The 20,494-nt window shown below is 67.5% G+C and carries 13 protein-coding genes; 7 read left to right on the top strand and 6 right to left on the bottom strand.

Annotated features, from left to right (window positions below):
• The first annotated feature begins 111 nt into the window (after positions 1 to 111).
• From U1737_RS02470 to U1737_RS02455, 4 genes are read left to right on the top strand one after another with little or no spacing between them, the layout of a single operon-like run.
• The gene (locus U1737_RS02470) at positions 112 to 3,525 is read left to right on the top strand and encodes a glycosyl hydrolase 2 galactose-binding domain-containing protein (protein ID WP_332795473.1); all 3,414 of its coding nucleotides are present in this window, start codon (positions 112 to 114) and stop codon (positions 3,523 to 3,525) included.
• The gene (locus U1737_RS02465) at positions 3,522 to 5,477 is read left to right on the top strand and encodes a glycoside hydrolase family 97 protein (protein WP_332795472.1); all 1,956 of its coding nucleotides are present in this window, start codon (positions 3,522 to 3,524) and stop codon (positions 5,475 to 5,477) included. The genes U1737_RS02470 and U1737_RS02465 overlap by 4 nt, the downstream gene beginning before the upstream one ends.
• Entirely contained in the window at positions 5,474 to 6,223 is a 750-nt protein-coding gene (locus U1737_RS02460) for an SGNH/GDSL hydrolase family protein (RefSeq protein ID WP_332795471.1), read from the top strand. Before U1737_RS02465 ends, U1737_RS02460 begins: the two co-directional genes overlap by 4 nt.
• Positions 6,220 to 7,716 (top strand): carboxylesterase/lipase family protein, encoded by a 1,497-nt coding sequence (locus U1737_RS02455; RefSeq protein ID WP_332795470.1) that lies wholly within the window; start codon positions 6,220 to 6,222, stop codon positions 7,714 to 7,716. Before U1737_RS02460 ends, U1737_RS02455 begins: the two co-directional genes overlap by 4 nt.
• On the opposite strand, the gene U1737_RS02450 is transcribed toward U1737_RS02455, so the two are convergent.
• From U1737_RS02450 to U1737_RS02440, 3 genes are all read right to left on the bottom strand, one after another.
• Positions 7,717 to 8,949, bottom strand: a complete 1,233-nt coding sequence (locus U1737_RS02450) for an ROK family transcriptional regulator (protein ID WP_332795469.1) — start codon at positions 8,947 to 8,949, stop codon at positions 7,717 to 7,719.
• Positions 8,950 to 9,250: 301 nt separating this feature from the next.
• Positions 9,251 to 11,065, bottom strand: a complete 1,815-nt coding sequence (locus U1737_RS02445) for a DUF885 domain-containing protein (RefSeq protein ID WP_443027076.1) — start codon at positions 11,063 to 11,065, stop codon at positions 9,251 to 9,253.
• A gap of 82 nt (positions 11,066 to 11,147) precedes the next feature.
• Positions 11,148 to 11,957, bottom strand: coding sequence for a class I SAM-dependent methyltransferase (locus U1737_RS02440; protein WP_332795467.1), 810 nt, complete (start codon positions 11,955 to 11,957; stop codon positions 11,148 to 11,150).
• Between the two features lie 147 nt (positions 11,958 to 12,104).
• On the opposite strand from U1737_RS02440, the gene U1737_RS02435 reads away from it, so the two are divergent.
• Together U1737_RS02435 and U1737_RS02430 are read left to right on the top strand one after the other, a co-directional pair.
• Positions 12,105 to 12,365, top strand: a complete 261-nt coding sequence (locus tag U1737_RS02435) for a DksA/TraR family C4-type zinc finger protein (protein ID WP_332795466.1) — start codon at positions 12,105 to 12,107, stop codon at positions 12,363 to 12,365.
• Between the two features lie 153 nt (positions 12,366 to 12,518).
• Positions 12,519 to 13,397 carry an exonuclease domain-containing protein gene (locus U1737_RS02430; protein WP_332795465.1) on the top strand — a complete coding sequence of 293 codons (879 nt, stop codon included), beginning with the start codon at positions 12,519 to 12,521 and terminating at the stop codon, positions 13,395 to 13,397.
• Between the two features lie 30 nt (positions 13,398 to 13,427).
• Here U1737_RS02430 and U1737_RS02425 read toward each other — a convergent pair whose 3' ends face one another.
• Positions 13,428 to 15,041, bottom strand: coding sequence for a M28 family peptidase (locus U1737_RS02425; RefSeq protein WP_332795464.1), 1,614 nt, complete (start codon positions 15,039 to 15,041; stop codon positions 13,428 to 13,430).
• A 63-nt stretch (positions 15,042 to 15,104) separates the two neighbouring features.
• Complete coding sequence (gene putA, locus U1737_RS02420) at positions 15,105 to 18,713, bottom strand: trifunctional transcriptional regulator/proline dehydrogenase/L-glutamate gamma-semialdehyde dehydrogenase (protein ID WP_332795463.1); 3,609 nt, start codon at positions 18,711 to 18,713, stop codon at positions 15,105 to 15,107.
• Positions 18,714 to 18,830: 117 nt separating this feature from the next.
• Here putA and U1737_RS02415 point away from each other — a divergent pair, with 117 nt between their 5' ends.
• Positions 18,831 to 19,304, top strand: coding sequence for an Lrp/AsnC family transcriptional regulator (locus U1737_RS02415; RefSeq protein WP_248520779.1), 474 nt, complete (start codon positions 18,831 to 18,833; stop codon positions 19,302 to 19,304).
• A 65-nt stretch (positions 19,305 to 19,369) separates the two neighbouring features.
• Here the strand turns inward: U1737_RS02415 and U1737_RS02410 are convergent, their stop codons facing one another.
• Positions 19,370 to 20,413, bottom strand: a complete 1,044-nt coding sequence (locus U1737_RS02410; protein WP_332795462.1) for a rod shape-determining protein — start codon at positions 20,411 to 20,413, stop codon at positions 19,370 to 19,372.
• Positions 20,414 to 20,494 lie beyond the last annotated feature (81 nt).

The following is a 20,494-nucleotide window of genomic DNA, read 5'->3' as shown; positions in this document are numbered from 1 at the left end:
ATGATGCCGCCCTCCGACAATCTGTAATTCAATTTGGCTTTTTACGAAGCCTGTGCTTGATACGACGCAGTTCGGCGGGGCGACCAAGATCCCGCTTCTGGGAGGATAGGAATGCGCAACCGTCTGTTCGCAAGCACGATTTCGATGCTGGCCTTGTGCGGCGCCACGGCTGCGACGTCGCAGACCTATGGCCCTTTCAACGTCGTCGCACCCGCGGGCGGGGACAGCGTCAGGACCGCGATCGGCGGCGATCGTGCCGTCGCGATCGATGCGCAGAGCTGGACGATGTCGATCTGGCTCGAAGCGAAAGCGATCCCGAACGGTACCGCTCTGGTTGCAGGATTTGGCGACGCCACCACCGGCGCGCGCCGCTATCTGGCGCTCGATCAGGGTCGCCCGAGCCTCGTCACCGAAGCCGGCATACTGACCGCCAAGAGCCGCATCACGGCGGGCACATGGCATCACGTCGCCGCGACCTTCGACGGCACGCAGGCGCGGATGTTCGTCGACGGGCGGCAGGTGGCGCAGCGTCGCCTGACGGTCGCGCCGGTCGCCCCGGTCGCGACGATCGCGCCGCAGGGGGCCGGTCCGGTCTTCGCAGGCCGCGTCGCCGGGTTCGCGCTACGGGTCGGCGCGCTCGATGCCGCGGCGGTACGTACGCAGGCGGGCGCGACGCCCGATCCCGCGCTGACGCTGTATCAGAACGGCAGCCCCGACTGGCCGGTGCAGGTCCGCCAGTCGCTCGGCCAGACCGTCCAGCAGGATGCGTGGACGCGCCCCGTCTCGAAGGCGCCCTTCCCCGCGCCGGTCGCCAAGCCGCTGCCGACCGGCCCCGCGATCGTCGCGGTCCGTCCCGGCGAATGGACCGTCGCCGGCTGGAAGCTGGCCGAGGCACCCAAGGTGACCGCGCCGGGCACGACGCTCAGCCGCGCCGGGTTCGATGCCTCGCGCTGGTATGTCGCGACGGTGCCGGGCACGGTGCTGACGACCCTGGTCGACCGCGGCGTCTATGCCGACCCCGCCTACGGTCTCAACAACATGACGATCCCCGAACGCCTCGCGCGGCAGGATTATTGGTACCGTACCGAGTTCGATGCGCCGGCCGAAACCACGGGCAAGCGTCAGGTGCTGAACTTCGACGGCGTCAACTACAGCGCCGAAGTCTGGCTCAACGGCGCGCCGATCGGCACGATGAAGGGCGCGTTCGTGCGCGGGCGGTTCGACGTCACCGGCAAGCTGCGCCCCGGTCGGAACGCGATCGCGGTGAAGGTCTCGCCGCCACCGCATCCCGGCATCGCGCACGAGGAATCGCTGACCGCAGGGGTCGGCGAGAATGGCGGCATGATGATGCTCGACGGCCCGACTTTCGTCGCGACCGAAGGCTGGGACTGGATCCCGAGCATCCGCGACCGCAACACCGGCATGTGGCGCGGCGTGACGCTGACCACGAGCGGCGCGGCGACGCTCGGCGATGCGCAGGTCGTCACGACCTTGCCCAAGACGGACAACAGCATCGCGGAGATCGAGATCGGCGTGCCGGTCGCCAATCCCACCGACCGCGCCGTCACCGCGATCGTCCGCGCGGCGTTCGACGGCGTCTCGGTCGAGAAGCCGGTGACGCTCGCCCCCGGTCAGACGACGACAGTGGTGATGAAGCCCGCCGACTTTCCGCAGCTGACGGTCCGCAATCCCAAGCTTTGGTGGCCCAACGGGTACGGCGACCCGGCGCTGCACGACCTGACTTTGACCGCAACCGTCGACGGCACGACCAGCGACATCAGGCATGTCCGCTTCGGCATCCGCCAGGTGACCTACGACATCTCGCTTATGGATCAGGACGGCGATCTCGACCGCGTCGGCATCGACCTTTCGAAGGCACGGCAGCGTGGCGAGCGGATCGTCGACGGCACGCACACCGGCATCCGCAAGGTGTCGAACGGCTGGGCTGCGAGCCTCGTCCCCGGCGCCGAGAATTCACCCGCGGTGACCCCGATCAAGGGCCAGGACGGCCTGTCGCCCTATCTCGTGATCCGCGTCAACGGCGTGAAGATCGCGGCGCGGGGCGGCAATATCGGCATGGACGACTTCATGAAGCGCGTCGACCGCGCGCGCCTCGAGCCGTTCTTCCGCCTCCATAAGGACGCGCATCTCAACATCATCCGCAACTGGGTCGGCCAGAACACGGAGGACACTTTCTACGACCTCGCGGACGAATACGGCCTGATGATCCTGAACGATTTCTGGGAATCGACGCAGGATTACAATCTCGAGGCGCAGGATCCGGCGCTGTTCATGACCAACGCGACCGACGTCGTGAAGCGCTATCGCAACCACCCGTCGATCGTCGCCTGGTTCGGCCGCAACGAGGGCGTGCCGCAGCCGGTCCTCAACGAGGCGCTGGAGACTCTGATCGACAAGGAGGACGGCACGCGGCTATATATGGGCTCGTCCAACCGCGTGAACCTGCAGAATTCGGGCCCGTATAACTGGCGCCCGCCGGTCGAGTATTTCACCGAGCACGCCAAGGGCTTCTCGGTCGAAAGCGGCACGCCGTCGCTGCCGACGCTGGAGGCGTGGCAGCGCGCGATCCCCGCGGCGGACCAATGGCCGATCAGCGACAGCTGGGCTTATCACGACTGGCACCAGACCGGGAACGGCGCGGTCAAGACGTACATGGACGTGCTCGGCACGCGTTTCGGCGCGGGCACCAGTCTCGCCGATTTCGAGCGCAAGGCGCAGATGATGCAGTATGAATCGTACCGCGCGATCTTCGAGGGGATGAACGCGCGGCTCTGGACCGAGCATAGCGGCCGGATGCTGTGGATGACGCAACCCGGCTGGCCGTCCTCGGCGTGGCAGATCTTCTCGTCGGACTATGACACGCAAGCCTCGTTCTACGGCGTCAAGAAGGCGTCGGAGCCGATCCATGTCCAGATGAACCTGCCCGACTGGAAGGTGGTGCTGGTCAACAACCGGCTCGCCGACCTGCGCGGCGTCAAGGTCACCGCCAAGGTCGTCAGCCTCGACAACCGCACGCTCGCCGACCGCACCGTGACGATCGCCGCCCCGCGCGAGGCGACCACCGATGCCTTCACGCTCGATCTCGCGCCGTTGCTGCAACAGGGCGTCGCGCTGGTCCGGCTCGAAGCCACCGATGCTGCCGGCAAGCGGCTGTCGACCAACTTCTACTGGCAGGCGAAGGACGATGCCGCGTTCCAGGCGCTCAACACGCTGGCCGCGGTGACGCTCGGCAGCACCGCGACCACCCGGATCGACGGCGCGGAGACGGTCGCGGTGGTGACGCTGACCAACGCCAGCGCGACCCCCGCGATCGAAACCAAGCTGACGGTGCTGAACGCCGACGGCACGCAGGTCCTGCCGGCGTATTTCAGCGACAATTACGTCTCGCTGCTCCCCGGCGAGACCCGTGATATCGAGATCCGCTACCCGACCGCGAAGGCATCGTCGCCCAGCGTCAGGCTGCGCGGCTGGAACGTCGCCGCTTCGCGCGTGGTGGCACGATGAAGGGCCTGATCCTCGCCGGAGCGTTACTGTCGACTGTCTCGGCCACGGCTTCAGCGCATTCGCTCGCCTCGCCGGACGGCCGCATCACCGTGACTTTGGGCACCAACGACCAGGACCAGCCGACCTACCGGCTCGATGTCGCCGGGCAGACGCTCCTGTCACCGTCGACGCTCGGGCTCGAGTTCGAACATTATGCCAAGCTCGCGAACGGACTGAAGGTCGCGACCATCGATCGTCAGTCGGGCACCGATCGCTACACGATGCCCGCGGGCAAGGTCGCGCGCGTCGACGAACGCTATAACGAGATCGTCATCCATTATGCCGAGGCCGCCGCAACCGGGCGCAAGCTCGATATCGTCCTCCGCGCCTACGACAGCGGGATCGCGTTCCGCTACGCCATCCCGCGCCAGCCGACCCTCACCTCAGTGCGGATCGCCAACGAACTGAGCCAGTTCGCCTTCCCCGCCGATTATGCCTGTCACGGTCTCAATCTCGGCAGCTTCGGCACCAGCCACGAAGGGGAATATGATCCGGTGCGTGCTTCGGCGATCCGCCCGCACAACCTCTACGAACTGCCGCTGGTCTGCGCGACGGGGAATGGCGGACCCGCGCTGGCCTTTGCGGAAGCGGACGTCACCGACTGGCCCGCAATGTACCTGACCGGCACCGAGACCGGCGCGCTTGGCGTCGCCGCCAAGCTCGCCCGCCGCCCCGACGATCCCGATATCGCGGTGAAAGCCGCGGTCGGCGCCGGTCTGCGCTCGCCGTGGCGGGTCGTCATGGTCGGCGCAAACCCCGGTGCGCTGATCGAGAACACATTGCTCACCAGCCTCAACCCCGCGCCGGTCGGCGACTTCTCGTGGGTAAAGCCCGGCAAGACCGCTTGGGACTGGTGGTCCGGCCCGATCCTCGCGGGCGTGCCCAACGCCGGCACCAACGACGCCACGATCAAGCGCTTCATCGATTTCGCCGCGCAGACCGCGCTGCCGTACATGATGATCGACGATGGCTGGTACGCGAACAGCGGCGACGGCGCGACGCTGCGTCCCGGTGCCGATCCGACCAAGCCGATCGCCGCGATCGACCTGCCCGGACTCGTCACGTACGGACGTCAGCGCGGCGTCGGCCTGATCGTCTGGATCCACTGGAAGCTGCTCGACCAGGATATGGACCGGATCCTCGACCAGGTTGCGGCATGGGGCCTCAAGGGGATCAAGGTCGACTTCATGAACCGCGACGACCAGGTCATGATCGGCTTCTACCACCGTCTCGCCGCGGCGACCGCCAGGCGTCACCTGCTGCTCGACCTGCACGGCGCGACGCATCCATGGGGCATGACGCGGACCTGGCCGAACTTCATCACGCAGGAGGGCGTGCTCGGCGCGGAATACAACAAATGGACACGGCGGATCACCGCGCGGCACAACATCACGCTCGCCTATACGCGGATGCTCGCCGGGCCGATGGACTATACGCCGGGCGGGTATCGCAACCGCACACCCGCGACGTTCCGCATCACCGCGACCGCGCCCGAGGTCCAGACGACGCGGGCCGCCGGCCTCGCCATGTACGTAGTCTATGAGAGCCCACTCGGCAGCGTCGCGGACTCGCCCGACGCGTATCGCGGCCAGCCCGGTCTCGATTTCCTCCGCGACGTGCCGGCGACCTGGGACGAGACGCGCTTCCTGGCGGGTGACATCGGCGACTATGTCGCGATCGCGCGACGCAAGGGAAAGCGCTGGTATATCGGCGCCATGACCGATGCCGCGCGCACCGTGACGGTCCCGCTCGGCTTCCTCGGCACTGGCAGATATGTCGCGCGTCGCTGGACCGATGGCACCGCGCCGACCGACCTGGTGACCGGGCGGACGACCGTGACCAAGATGGACAGCCTGACCCTCGAACTGGCCGCGTCGGGTGGCGCCGCGGTAATCCTGGAGACCGAACGATGAAGTCCCTGCTCGTTGCCCTCTCGCTGGTTGCCATGGCCACGCCCGCCGTCGCCCAGACCGAAGACGCCAAGGCCAAGGCGGCGCGCGAAGCCGAAGAGCGGCTGCACACCGACTGGGCCTGGCTCGGCCGCTATCAACAGGCCAACGCAGCGGTCCCCGCCAAGGGCGCACAGCCGCGCGTGGTCTTCATCGGCGATTCGATCACGCAAGGCTGGTTCGACATGGTCCCGGCGTTCTTTGCCGACAACAACCGCTTCGGTCGCGGGATCGGCGGGCAGACCACGCCGCAGATGGTGCTGCGCTTTCGCCAGGACGTGATCGACCTGAAGCCGGCGGTGGTACAGATCATGGCAGGCACCAACGACATCGCCGGCAACACCGGGCCGATGACGCCTGATCAGTCGAAGGCGAACATCATGACGATGGCCGAACTCGCGCGCGCGCACGGTATCCGCGTCATCCTCGCCTCGATCCCGCCTGCCGCGAACTTCCCGTGGCGTCCGGGTCTCGAAACCGCCGACAAGATCGCGGCGATGAATACGTGGCTCAAGACCTACGCCGCGCAGACCAACTCGACCTACGCCGATTACTGGACCGCGCTGCATGACGGCAAGGCGTTGCACGCGAGCCTGACCTATGACGGCGTCCATCCGAACAAGGATGGCTATGCGGTGATGGGCCCGGTCGCCGAAGCCGCGATCCGCTCGGCACTGGCCAAGCCTGCGCCTAAGGCGATCGCCCGGTGATCCTCGCGCTCGCGCTCGCCGCCGCTGCTGCTCCGGCTGCTTCTGGCCCGGTGGTCCGTACCGACGACGGACCGGTCCACGGTGCCGCGCTCACCGGTGGCGGCGCAGTGTTTCGTGGCATCCGGTTCGCCAAACCGCCGGTCGGCCCGCTGCGCTGGCGGGCGCCCGAGCGCCCCGCACCCTGGACCAAGCCCGTCGACACGATCGCCGAGCACCCCGCCTGCGCGCAGCTGGTCTATGGCGACTGGAATCGCGCTGCCGCCCAGACCAGTTCCGAAGACTGCCTATTCCTCGACGTCCGCACGCCGACGCTGGCCGATGCGGATACAGCGGCCAAGCCCCTCCCCGTCCTCGTCTGGATCCACGGCGGAGCGAACCGGGCAGGCGCTGGCGGCGGCACGGTGGAGTCGAAGATTACCGATTCCGGCATCGTCCTGGTCAGCGTCCAGTACCGGCTCGGCGCGCTCGGCTTCCTGTCGCACCCTGCGCTCAGCCGCGAACAAGGCGGCCATTCGGGCAACTACGCCCTGATGGACCAGCAGGCCGCACTCGGCTGGGTCCAGCGCAACATCGCGCGGTTCGGCGGCGACCCCCGTCGCGTCACGATCGCCGGTGAATCCGCCGGCGCGCAGGACGTCGCGCTGCACCGCCTCGCCCCAGCCTCGCGCAGGCTGTTCGCGCAGGCGATCCAGGAAAGCGGTACCGCCGGCTTCGGGGTCGCGCCCCGGAGCCTTGCACAGAACGAGCGTCTCGGCGCGCTGATCGCCACGACCGCCGGACTACCCGCGGCGGCGACCGCGGCCCAGCTCCGCACGCTACCCGTGGACTCTATCCTCGCCGCGCAGGACGCGGTGGACGTCCCCGATCTCGACGACGACAGCTTCATCTGGTTGCAGGCGGTGGTCGATGGTCGCGTCCTGACCGACACACCCGCGCATCTGCTCGCTACCGGAAAGGTCTCGCGCGCGCCGCTGATCGCCGGCGTCAACGCACGCGAACTGACACTGCATGGCGGCCTGCCTGCGGCGGCCGCGACGATCCGCCGTGAATTCGGACCGAATGCCGATCGTGCAGCGGCGCTCTACGGGCTCCAGCCGGGCGGCACCCCGGTCACCGACCCGAGGCTCAGCGACGTCACGGTGCAGCTTGCCAACGACCTCACCTTCCGCTGCCCCACCGTCGCGCTTTCGAAGGCGTTGACGCGGGTCGGCGTCCCGGTCTGGCAGTATCAGTTCGATTATGCGCGACCGGGCGGCACCGTCAGCCACGCAAGCGAACTCGGCTATGTCTTCAATGCCGCCAAACCCGGCGAGCCGCCGCTTCAGGCCTATTGGACGAACTTCGTGAAGACCGGCAATCCCAACGGCGCCGGCCTGCCGCACTGGCCGCTCTATTCGCATAGTGCCCGCGGGTATCTGGCGTTCGACCAAGCGGGCCCGGTTGCCCGCAAGGACCTTCGCGGCCCGATCTGTGCGTTGCGCGACGCGCCCTGATCAGGACTTGATCAGGATCGCATCGGACGGCAGCATTCGATCGAGGAACGGCAGGATCGCTGCACCCACCGCCGGTGCGTCGCGCGACAGCGTGGCACGGCGGATCGGTGCGGACGCGGGGATGTTCGGTGCGGCCTCGCTCAGCTTGCGATGCGCCTCGCCCGCCAGCCGGTCGAGAAGTTCGTCGGGAAGGCGTCCGCCGAGCAGGATCGCTGCCGGGTTCAGCAGGCAGTTGATCGCGGTCAGTGCCGGCACCAATGCGGTCGAGGCGTCGTCGAGCCAGGCCGCGAGATGCGCGGCATAGGCCGCCGGCAGCGACTGGGTCGGGTCCCAGTCGGCCATCGGCATGCCCGCTGCGTCGAGCCGCTCGGTCAGCGCGGATAGCGAGACGACGTCCTGCAGCACCCGCTTGGGATCACCGGTCAGCGGCAGGAACCCGATCTCGCCACTGCGCGCGGTGGCACCGCGGTAATAGGTACCATCGGTCACGATACCGCCACCAAGCCCTGCGCTGACCAGGATATAGAAGAAACTGGCATGGTCGAGGCCGCTGCCGAACTCTGCTTCCCCGATCGCGGCGGCGGCCGCATCATTGTCGATATGGATCGACCATGGCACCACGTCGGCCAGCAGCGCCTGCAGGTCGACTTCGCCCCACCGTTCATATCCCTCGGGGCGATGCGGCAGCACGACCCGCCCGAGATCGTCGGGCAATGCCACCCCCACTCCCAGCACGCGGTCGGTGCGGATCACGTCGGTCTGGTAGATCTCGGCAATGCCCGCCCGGACGATCTCGACGACGTCTTCCGGCATTGCGAACGCGATCTGACGCGTAAACCGCGACCGGACGGTACCAGCGAGATCGAGTGATACGAGGGTCACGTGATCGCGGTCGATGTTCAGACCGATCGCGAAACACCCATCCGGGTTGATCCGTAGCCGCACGGCGGGTTGCCCCCGTGCGCCCGTCCGGCGACCTGCGTCGACGATCAGCTCGGAATCGAACAATCGTCCGGTAATATTGGCGATGGTCGGCGACGTCAGGTTCGTCATCGTCGCGATTTCGCTGCGCGTGATGTCCGGATTGCGGCGTATCACCTGCAGCACGACGCGCTGGTTATAGTCGCCGGCGCGTTCGAGGTTCGTCCCGGACAAGCTCGGTCCCAGGCGCACCGCACGCTCGTCTGCGGTTACCCCGCCCTGGATCGACGGCTCGAAGTCCGAAAAGTTCAACCTGGTATCCGATCCAAGACGCGGTCCGAGTTATGGAGGCAAGTATAACCTATGTCACTACCAGTTCGGGCGAGCGCGTGAATCGGCATATGCTGTCGACGGTCATTCGCCATTTGAAATCCCCGGAATATGAGTCATTCTCCCCTCCCGACGCCGACCACCAAACATTATAGTTTGGTATTATCGAAGGTCTCGGACCCGCGCCGGCAAGTCAACATCGATGGCGACATCGATCAAGAAAATTCCTGCCGGCCAAGCCCTTCACAGCATTAGGCGGGCATTGACCGGATGGCTTTCATCGTCACCCGGCTTTGCCGCTAGTATCGATCCAGCGGTCGATCTTCTTCTCCAGGACCGGCATCGGCAGCGCGCCGGTATCGAGCACCTGCGCATGGAAGCCGCGCGGATCGAACTTCGCACCCAGCGCCGCCTGCGCCTTCGCCTTGGTCCGCGCGATCGTCAGCTGGCCGACCTTGTACGCCAACGCCTGCCCCGGAATCGCGATGTAGCGCTCGACCTCGGCGGTCGCGTCGGTCCGCGCCATCGGCGAGTTTGCGAGCATGTAGGCGATCGCCTGGTCGCGCGTCCAACCCTTGGCATGGATGCCGCTATCAACGACCAGCCGCATCGCGCGCAGCATCTCGTCGTTCAGCCCGCCCATCCGCTGATACGAGTCGGTTTCGACGCCGAGTTCCTTCCACAGGCTCTCCGAATACAGCGCCCAGCCCTCGACATAGGCGGTATTCCCGCCGAACCGCATGAACGCCGGCAGCGCGGTGTTCTCCTGCGCGAGGCTGATCTGGAAATGATGCCCCGGCACGCCCTCGTGCAGGAATAGCGTCTCCATCTCCCAGGTGTAGCGCGAGGGCAGGTCATAGGTGTTGTAATAGAACACGCCCGGCCGCGTCCCGTCGGGCGTGCCGCCCTGGTACGAGCCACCCGCCTCGGTCTTCTCCTTGAACGCCGGCACCGCGCGGATCTCGAGCTTGGTCTTGGGCACCAGCGAGAACTGCTCGGGGATCCGCTGATAGATCTTCGTCTCGATCGCCTGATAGCCCTCGCGGAGCTTCTCGGCCGACGCAGGCGCGAACTTCGGATCGGTCCGCAGATAGGTGAAGAACTCGGGCAACGTCCCCTTGAAGCCGACCGCCCGTTTCTGCGTCTCCATGTCCTTCAGCAGCCGCGCGACCTCGGACAGACCCAACGAGTGGACCGCGTCCGCCGACAACGGCAGCGTCGTGTTCTGCTCGATCAGATACGCATACAGCTTCGCCCCGCCCGGAATCGCCGACAAGCCCACGCTGTCACGTGCCTTGGCGCGGTATTCGTTGGCGAGGAAATCGCGCATCCGCTGTTCGGCGGGCAGGATCACGTCGCGGATCTGCGAGGCATAGGCGGTCCGCAACCGCACCTGGTCCGCCGCGCCGACGCTCGCCGGGAACGTCTTGAGCGGCCCCGCGAAGGTCGAGCGCTCGACGCCCTCCTTGATCAGATTGTCGAACTGGCCGATCATGTTGTCGACCACCAGCCGCGGCTGGACGATGCCGTCCTTCATTCCCTCGCGGAACAGCCCGATCGCGCGATCGAGCACCGCGGCATATTCGGCATTACGCTTCAGGTTGTTCTCGTAATCGACCAGCGTCTTGAACGGCGCGGCGCCCTGGCCTGAGGCGAAATCGGGATAGAAGGTCTGGAACCCCGAGAAATGATCCATCGGCAGGTCGCGCTGGATCTTAAGCAAATCGGGCGCATAGCCGCGCAGCATGATCCGCGTATTCGTCTCGAACACGTCATAGGCGATCTGATCGACCGCCGATAGCTTCGCGCGATCGATCCGGCCCAGCGCGGCGAGATCGGCCTCCGCCGCCGCCCGCTCGGCCGCAGTATACGCGTCGGTCAGATAGTCGCCGAGATGATCCGCGTAGCGCAGGTCGCCGCGGAAGATCGCCGACACCGGGTTGCGCTTCAGGCTCGCCTCGTCGCTCGCATAGAACAGCGCCTTGAGCCTGGTATCCTCGGCGCTGTCGCCGGCCTGCGCGGTCGGTGGCGGCAACGCCTGCCCGACCGCCGCGCTCGCGCCGGTGGTTGCAAGAAACGCAGCGAGCAGCAGCTTGATCGACACCGGCAAATTCCCCCACCGCAAACACGCGGCTATCGGGGAGGGTTAGGCCGGGCGTCCAACCGCTGCAAGCAACGCTTTACCGCGGTTTGACGAACTTCAGCGTCATCCGGTCGCTCTCGCCGATCGCCGCATATTTCGCGCGGTCGACGTCCTTCAGCGCATAGCTCGGGGGCAGCGTCCACACGCCACTCGGCCAGTCCGCGCTGTCCTTCGGGTTCGCGTTGACCTCGGACTTGCCCGCCAGCTTGAACCCGGCCGCGGTCGCGAACCCGATCACCGAACTCGGCTTCATATAGCCGCTCTTCTCTTCGGCAGCGACGTCGCGCGCCTCGGGCAGCCGGTGTTCGACGACCCCCAGCGTGCCGCCCGGCTTGAGCATCTTGAACATCGCCGCGAACATCGCGCGCGCCCGATCCGCGCCACCGAAGCGCCAGTTATGGACGTTGCGGAACGTCAGCACGACATCGGCGCTGCCATCGGGCACGCCCGGCTTCCCCGCCTCGGCCGGGAACGCCGCCAGCCGAACCTTGCCATAGGTCGCGGCATTCTTGGCCTGCATCGCGCGCACGCCGTTGAGGCCCTTCTCCCAAGGGCCCGCCGCGTAATAGGCACCGCCGCGCGCGGTCAGCGGCGCGAGGATCTCGGTATACCAACCGCCCGACGGCCAGATCTCGACGACCGTGTCGGTCGGCTTAACCCCGAAGAACGCGAGCGTCTGCGCAGGGTGGCGATACCGGTCGCGCGCGACATTAGCCGGCGTCCGCGTCGACCCTGCGACCGCGGCGGCGATCGGCGCGGGTACGCGTTGCGCACTCGCGACGGTCGGTTCGCTCGCGACGAGCAAGGCTGGGGCGGCACAAAGCATGAGACGGACAGAACGGTTCATCGTCGACCTTTCGGAATGAGCTGACCCGAGCGTGGCCCGAATGCGACCGATCCACAAGCCCACAGCCACAGCTCTGCCCCGTCCGCGCCTGGAAAAGGACAGCAGGATTACCCATATTCTTGAAGAGGTTGAGCAAAGGACGAGGCAATGGCGGGCGGCTGGACACGCGACGGCGCGGTACAGGATCAGATCGACGACACGGTGATGGACGCCGTGCTGGTCGCGCGTGCACGCATGCCGACCGGCGACAGCGAGCCGTATTGCGCGCAGTGCGGCGACGACATCCCCGAATTACGTCGGCTGGCGATCCCTGGCGTACGCACTTGCGTCGCCTGCCAGAGCGGTCGCGATCGCCCCGTCTCCGCCCTCTTCAACCGCCGCGGCAGCAAGGACAGCCAGCTGCGATAGGGGACAGTCCGCGATCCTCCCCCGCCAGGGGGCGGTGGATCGCGCAGCGAGAGGGAGGGGGAGGACACGGAGCAGATGTTTCCTCGACCTCCCCCTGCCGGGCGAGGATCGGCCCGTCTTTACTTGGCCCAGCTTGATCGTCAGGGCAGACCCATGAGCGACGTGACGCACAGCCCCGCCCCACAAAGCCCCGCCCCACAAAACGACGCCCCCGATTTCGTCGTGATCGACGTCGAGACCGCCTGCTCGCGCGTCAGCAGCATCTGCCAGATCGGCATCGTCGGCTTCAAGAACGGCCGCGAGATCTTCGAATACGAGACGCTGGTCGACCCGCGCGACATCTTCGAGGTCTTCAACACACGCATCCACGGCATCGCCGAACATCACGTCGTCGGCCAGCCGACCTTCGCCGACGTCCACGCGATCGTCCACGGCCATCTGACCAGCCGTACCACCGTCGCCCATTCCTATTTCGACAAGGGCGCGCTGGCGGCCGCCTGCCGCGTCCATGACCGCGCGATGATCGAGACGACCTGGCTCGACAGCGTCCGCGTCGCCAAGCGCGCCTGGCCCGATCTCGAAAGCCACCGCCTCGGTCTCCTCGCCCGCTATCTCGGGATCACCCACAAGCATCACGACGCGCTCAGCGACGCGCGCGCCGCCGGCTGGGTGATCGTCAAGGCATGCGAACATACCGGCCTGTCGCTCGCCGACTGGCTCGCCCCGCCGCGCGTCGCCGGCCCTGCCCCGCGGGCCGCGGACGATGGCCCCCTCAAAGGCGAACGCGTCGCGATCCTCGGCGAGCCCCGCGACGGCAAGCTGGCGCACCTGGCCGCCGGGCTGGGCGCGCGCGTGATGACCGGGGTCGGCAGTTCAACGACGCTGCTGGTCGTCGCCGGCCGCGAACCGTTCGGGCGCGCGGTTCGGTCGAGTGCCGCGTTCCTGAAGGCAGAGGAACTGCGCCGCGATGGCGCACCGCTCCGGATCGTCGCGAGCGATGCGTTGCGAAAGATGGCGGCGCTCCGGCCCTAACCCGCGATGCTTCGCCGCCGCTGACCGCGCCTAGCGCCGTTCCGCAGCCGTCTTCGCCCGCTCGACCGCAAACGGCTCGCTCGCGTTCCAGCCGGGCCAGTTGGTCCCCTGCGCCACTTCGCGACCGAGCGCATAGGCCACGCTGCCCTCCTGCGCCGCACCGGTCATGTCCCAGCGCGCATCATATTCGTCGCAGGTCTGGTGATAGCAGCGCGCGTTGAACGCAGCGCGCTTCGCCTCCCCTGCCGCGGCACCGCCCGCCACCAGATCGCGTCCCGCCCGGAAGTACACGCCCGGAACACCCTTCTGCGCGAACGCATAATGATCGGAGCGGTAATACCACCCGGCCTCGGTATTCTGCTCGGCCACGATCCGCAGGCCTTGCGCGCCCGCAACCCGCGCGAGATCGGCCTCCATCGGCGTGCGCCCCACGCCGATCAGCTCGAGATCGCGGGTCCGCCCGAGCACGACGTGCGGATCTAGGTTGAACTGCGCTGCGGTGGTGGCAAGCGGCAGGACCGGGTGGTCGGCATACCAGCTTGCGCCGAGCAGCCCCTTCTCCTCTGCCGTCCACAGCGCGAAGACGACCGAGCGTCGCGGCCGCGGGGCCTGCGTGAACGCACGCGCGATCTCAAGCAGCGTGGCGGTGCCGGTGCCGTTGTCGATCGCGCCGTTGCGGATCCGGTCGGCGGGCGGATCGAACGCGTTCTCGCCATACGCATCCCAGTGCGCGCCATACAGGATGCTGCCCGCAGCCGGGTCGGTGCCCGGCAGGATGCCGACGATATTGTGGCTCTCGGCACGATCCAGCCGCGTGTCGACCTGCGCATAGAGCGTCGCGCCCTTCAGCTCGACCGCGTGGAAATCCGCGCGCTGCGCGGCGATCTTGGCCGCCTTGTAGTCCATCCCGCCCTGCCGCAGCAGCCGTACGCCGATGTCGTTGCGCAAATTGCCGCGAAGGCCGAACGCCGCCGGGATCGTCCCGGTATCGAGCGCATAGCCCGGCACCGCGTCGCCATTGGCGATTTGCAGCCACGGATAGCTAGCAGGAAATGTCTCGTGGATCGTCAGGAACGCCGCAGCGCCGCGCTTCTGCGCTTCGGTCAGCTTGGTCCGTGCCGCCGGGCTCGACACGCGACCGCCAAAGCCGAGATCGCGCCCCGCCTCGACGTCGGGATCGCCCGCCAGCGCCACCACGATCTTGCCGCGCACGTCGACGCCGCGGTACGGATCATAGCCGAGCGACGGCTCGACCACCCCGTAGCCGACGAACACGATCGGCACGCCGTCGAGCGCGGTCGTCCCGACCATCCGCGACGACGCCGCGATCTCGACACCGGGGTTCAGCGGCACCGATGTCCCGCCGAGGTGCAGCGTGAACGCCGCCTTTTCGCGCGTCCAGCGCAGCAACGGTACCCGCTGGCGATACCCACCGTCGGCCAGCGGTTGCAGCTTCAGATCCGCAAACCGGCGCGCGAGGAAATCGAGCGTGATCGGCTCGCCGATCTGCGTCGGCCCCCGTCCATGAAAGTCGTCGGCGCTGAGCGTCCGGACATCCGCCTTGATCCGCTCCGGCGACAATAGCGGAGCGGCAGGATCGGTCGCTGCGGTCAGCAGCATGAGCAGGGGCAGGATGCGGTTCATGCCGGCAGGGTGAACGGAAAACCCCGCCGGAACAAGCCGCTGTTTACGTGGCTCGGGTATCGCTTACGCCATGGCCATCAGGCTGGCATTGCCGCCCGCCGCGGTCGTGTTGATCGAGGTCGAGACTTCCTCGACCAGCCAGTCGAGCCGATAGCCTGCCGCTCCCGCCTGGGTCAGCACGATCGGCCCCGGCAGCGCCGCGATCGCCTGGTTCAGCGCGCGGACGCGCTCGGCATCGCCCTCGATCAGCGCGCCGGCATAAGGCCCCGCCGCCGCCCAATCCTCGACCCACCGCACGCGGGCGGCAACGCTCTTGGGAAGGTCCAGCGTCAACGCCGCCACATCGCCGACAACCAGATCGTTTCCGGACGCAAGCCCCGCCGCAAGCTGCGCGATCAGGCCCTCCCGCGTTGCCGGCAGCAGCAACACGGTGCCACGCGGATGGATCGCATAGACGTTGGTCTCGCCGACCGGACCGGCCAGTTCCGTCACACCGCCCAGCGGCGACGCCGCCGCGCAATCCCGCACGGCCTGCGCAGCGCCAGTATCACCGCGACCCTCGAGCCACGACGCGAACTCCGTCACCACCGGATCGCCCGAACCGGCCGCTCCGACATCCGCCCCCGTCACCAGCCGCCCGAGATACAGCGGCCCGCCTGCCTTCGGCCCGGTCCCCGACAGCCCGCGCCCGCCGAACGGCTGCACGCCGACCACCGCGCCGATCACGTTACGGTTGATATACAGATTACCCGCCTGCACCCGCTGCGTGACGAACGCGATCGTCTCGTCGAGCCGCGTATGCAGCCCGAACGTCAGGCCGTACCCCGTCGCGTTGATCCGATCGATCAGCGTCCCCAGCTCGGCGCGCCGGAAGCGCACGACGTGCAGCACCGGCCCGAACACCTCGCGCTCCAGATCGGCGAGGTCGTCGAGTTCGATGATCGTCGGCGAGACGAACGTCCCCTGCGTGATGTCCCCGACCGGCGCGATCTGCTCGACCGGCCGCCCCAGCGCGCGCATCCGCTCGATATGCCCCTCGATGTTCATCTTCGCCTCGGCCGAGATCACCGGGCCGATATCGGTCGCCAGCGTATCGGTCCGCCCGATCCGCAACTCACGCAGCGCGCCCTTGAGCATCGCCAGCGTCCGGTCGGCGACGTCCTCCTGCAGGCACAGGATCCGCAGCGCCGAGCACCGTTGCCCCGCGCTATCGAACGCCGACGCGACCACGTCCGCGACCACTTGTTCGGCCAGCGCGGAGGAATCGACGATCATCGCATTCTGTCCGCCGGTCTCGGCAATCAGCGGAATCGGTGCCCCTGCCGGCGACACGCGCTTGGCGAGTTCCGCCTGGATCAGCCGCGCGACCTCGGTCGAGCCTGTGAACATCACCCCCATCGTCTCGTGCGCCGCGACCAGCGCCGCACCGATCGCGCCGTCACCCGGCACCAGGTGCAACACGTCCGCTGGGATCCCCGCCTCATGCAGGATCGCGATACCCTGCGCGGCGATCAGCGGCGTTTCCTCCGCCGGCTTCGCCAGCACCGCATTGCCCGCGACCAGCGCCGCGGCGACCTGCCCCGCGAAGATCGCGAGCGGGAAGTTCCACGGGCTGATGCACGTCACGACGCCGAGCGGCGCCTGCTCCGCCGGCAACAACCGCGCCTGCTGCGCATAATAGCGCAGGAAATCGATCGCCTCGCGCACCTCGGCGACCGCGTTCGCCAGCGACTTGCCCGCCTCGCGCATGACCAGCGGCAGCAATACGGGCATCCGCGCCTGCATCAGGTCCGCCGCCCGGTCGAAACACGCCGCGCGCTCCGTCACCGATACCGCAGCCCAACGCGGCGCCGCCTCTGCCGCCGTCCGCGCCAGCGCCAGCGCAGCGTCCGTTGACAGTTCGCAGACAGTCCCGACCTGGTCGCGGTGATCCGCCGGATTGAGCACAGCCCGCTCGGCGCCCTCAGTCCCCGCCCGCGCCGGCGCCAGCGCACCGCGGAACGTCTCGCTCAGCGTCGCGAGCACGGTCTCGTCGCTCGCATCGAGGCCGTCGGAATTGCGCCGCGTCCCATACAGGTCGCGCGGCAGGGCAATCGCCGGATGCGGCGCGCCCGGCACCGGCATCGCCCGCACCGTCGCGACCGGATCCACCACCAGTTCGGCGATCGCCACCGCAGGGTCGGCGATCCGGTTGACGAACGATGAGTTCGCCCCGTTCTCGAGCAGTCGCCGGACCAGATACGCCAGCAGCGTCTCATGCGTCCCGACCGGCGCATATATCCGGCACGGCCGGTTCAACCGATTGCCGCCAACGACCTCCTCATACAGCGGCTCGCCCATCCCGTAGAGGCACTGGAACTCGTAATCGCCGATCATGAAGTCGGGTCCCGCCATCGCGTGGATGGTCGCCAGCGTCTGCGCATTGTGCGTCGCGAACTGCGGGAACACCGCATCCCCCGCCGCCAGCAGCTTCCGCGCGCACGCAATATACGCGACGTCGGTATGCACCTTCCGCGTGTAGACCGGGAAGTCGGCCAACCCGTCGACCTGCGCGCGCTTGATCTCGGCGTCCCAATACGCGCCCTTGACCAGCCGGACCATAATCCGGCGATCGGCGCGCCGCGCGAGATCGACGATCCAGTCGAGCACGAACGGACAGCGCTTGCCATAGGCCTGCACCACGAAGCCCAGCCCGTTCCAACCGCTCAGATCGGGGTCGGTCGCAAGGCTTTCGAGCAGGTCGAGCGACAGTTCGAGGCGATCCGCCTCTTCCGCATCGATGTTGAGGCCGATGTGGTAGCGCTTCGCCAGCAGCGCGAGCGCCTTCACGTCGGGCAGCAGCTCGGCCATCACGCGATCCGCCTGCGACCGGGCATAGCGCGGGTGCAGTGCCGACAGCTTGATCGAGATCCCCGGCCCGCCATAGATCCCGCGCCCGGCGGATGCCTTGCCGATCGCATGGATCGCCGCGACGTAATCGCCGTGATAGCGCCGCGCGTCCTCCGCGGTCGTCGCTGCCTCGCCGAGCATGTCGTAGCTGTACTGGAAGCCCTCCGACTCCGGGCCCTTGGCATGCTTGAGCGCCTCGGCGATCGTCTGCCCGGCGACGAACTGCTCGCCCATCATCCGCATCGCCATCGCCACGCCGCCGCGGATCACGGGCTCGCCCGCGCGCGCGATCAGCCGGGTGAGCGCCGCACCCAGCCCCTTGTCGTCGACGCTCCCGGTCAGCTTGCCGGTCAGCGCGAGTCCCCAGGTCGCCGCATTGACGAACAACGATCGCCCCTCCGCCAGATGCGACGTCCAATCCCCGCCCGCGATCTTGTCACGGATCAACGCATCACGCGTCTCCGCATCCGGAATCCGCAGCATCGCCTCCGCCAGGCACATCAGCGCGACGCCCTCCTGGCTTGACAGCGCATATTCCTGAACGATCCCCTCGACCCCGCCGCCCCGCTTTTTCGCCCGCAAGGCGGTGATCAGCGAGGTCGCGGTGCGCGTCGCATCCGCCGCGGTGGCTTCGTCGAGCGTCGCCTGATCGAGCAGCGGTGCGAGGCATGCGGCTTCGGGCCGTCGATACGCGGCGGTAATCGCGCGGCGGAAATCGCTCTGCGTGCGGATCGGCGGGGCAAAATCGGCAAACAATGGCGGAAGCGAAGATGTGTGCGGCATGCGGCGAGCCTCGTCTAGAACCTGACCAGACCGTAGCATGGACGCGATTGGCGATCCGCCTTATCGGTGGCATTATATCGGTCGGTTCAACCATTTTGAGACGTCAGGAGCGGCGTAATGCCCGATAAAGTGGATCACGCCAGTGAGATCGACCAGTTCGACCGCCGCATCATCGACCTTCTGCGCGACGACGGCCGGATGTCCGTCGCCGAACTCGCGCGTCGCGTCGGATTGTCGAAGACGCCCTGTCAGGTCCGGCTCAAACGCCTGCTCGATCAGGGCTATATCCGCGGGTTCCGCGCGGTGCTCGATCCGGTCAAGCTCGGGGTCGATCACATCGCCTTCACCGAGGTGAAGCTGTCCGACACGCGCGAGGCGGCGCTCGACGCGTTCCGCCGTGCGGTGCTCGCGATCCGCGAGGTCGAGGAATGCCACATGATCGCCAGCAGCTTCGACTATCTGCTGAAGGTCCGCACGCCCGACATCCGCCGCTACCGCGAGGTGCTGGGCGAGCGGATCTCGAGCCTGCCGCACGTCGCGAGCACCTCGACCTTCGTCGCGATGGAGACGATCCGCGACGGCGCGATGTAGTCAGGCCCACATGGCAGGGATCTAGCCCGCCTCGACCTGCTACTGGCCGCGCACATCCGACCCGCTCAAACCTCGGTCATCACGCCCTGCAAGATCGGTTCCTCCATCGCCCTTCCCGCGCCTATCGCGACGCAGGTCAACGCGTCCTCGGCCACGATCACGGGCAGGCCGGTCGCGTCGGACAGAACCGCGTCGAGCCCCACGAGCAGCGATCCACCGCCGGTCATCACTATCCCCTGCTCACAGATATCGGCCGCCAACTCCGGCTCGGTCTTTTCCAGCGCCGTCAGCACGGTCTCGACGATCTGACCGACCAGATCGGCGAGCGAGCCTGCAATATCGGCCTGGGTAACCTCGATCTCGCGCGGCACCCCGGCGCGAAGATCGCGACCTTTGACGCGCATCGTCTCGCCGATCCCGTCCTCGGGCATGCGGGCCATCCCGGCGGCCAGCTTGACGCGCTCCGCCGTTGCCTCGCCGATCACCAGGTTGTGCTTGCGGCGAATCATCGACGCAATCGCATCGTCCATCTTGTCGCCGCCAACGCGCGCCGACGTGCTGTAGGCGAGCCCGCGTAACGACAGCACCGCAACCTCCGTCGTGCCGCCGCCAATATCCACCACCATCGCACCGACAGGTTCGGTCACGGGCAATCCCGCCCCGATCGCCGCGGCCATCGGCTCCTCGATCAGATATACTTTCCGCGCGCCGGCGTTGGACGCCGCCTGCCGGATCGCGCGGCGTTCGACCAAAGTCGCGCCCGAGGGAATGCAGATCGCGATTTCCGGGTAGCGGGGCATCCGGCTGTGCCCACCATGGACCTTGTCGATGAAGAACTTGATCATCTGCTCGGCGACGTCGAGATCGGCGATCACGCCATCGCGCATCGGCCGGATGGTCTCGATCCCGTCGGGCGTCTTGCCCATCATCAGCTTCGCCTCGGCGCCCACCACTCGAACTTGCTGGACGCCGTCTCGGGATTCGATCGCAACGACCGAGGGTTCGTTCAGGACGATCCCCTGCCCGCGCAGATAGACGACGGTGTTCACCGTACCGAGATCGATTGCCATGTCGCTGGACGCACGGCTGAAAAAACGGGGAAGGCGCATCGGGATTACAGTCTGCAACAGGGGCATGCGCGGTGGGCCGCGGTCGCCATATGCTGGCGTCGTGAGATCGTCGTGCGATCC

The sequence above is a fragment of the Sphingomonas fucosidasi genome, from assembly GCF_036663855.1.
Classification (GTDB): Bacteria; Pseudomonadota; Alphaproteobacteria; order Sphingomonadales; family Sphingomonadaceae; genus Sphingomonas; species Sphingomonas faeni_B.
This window is presented reverse-complemented; position numbering and strand designations above follow the sequence as displayed.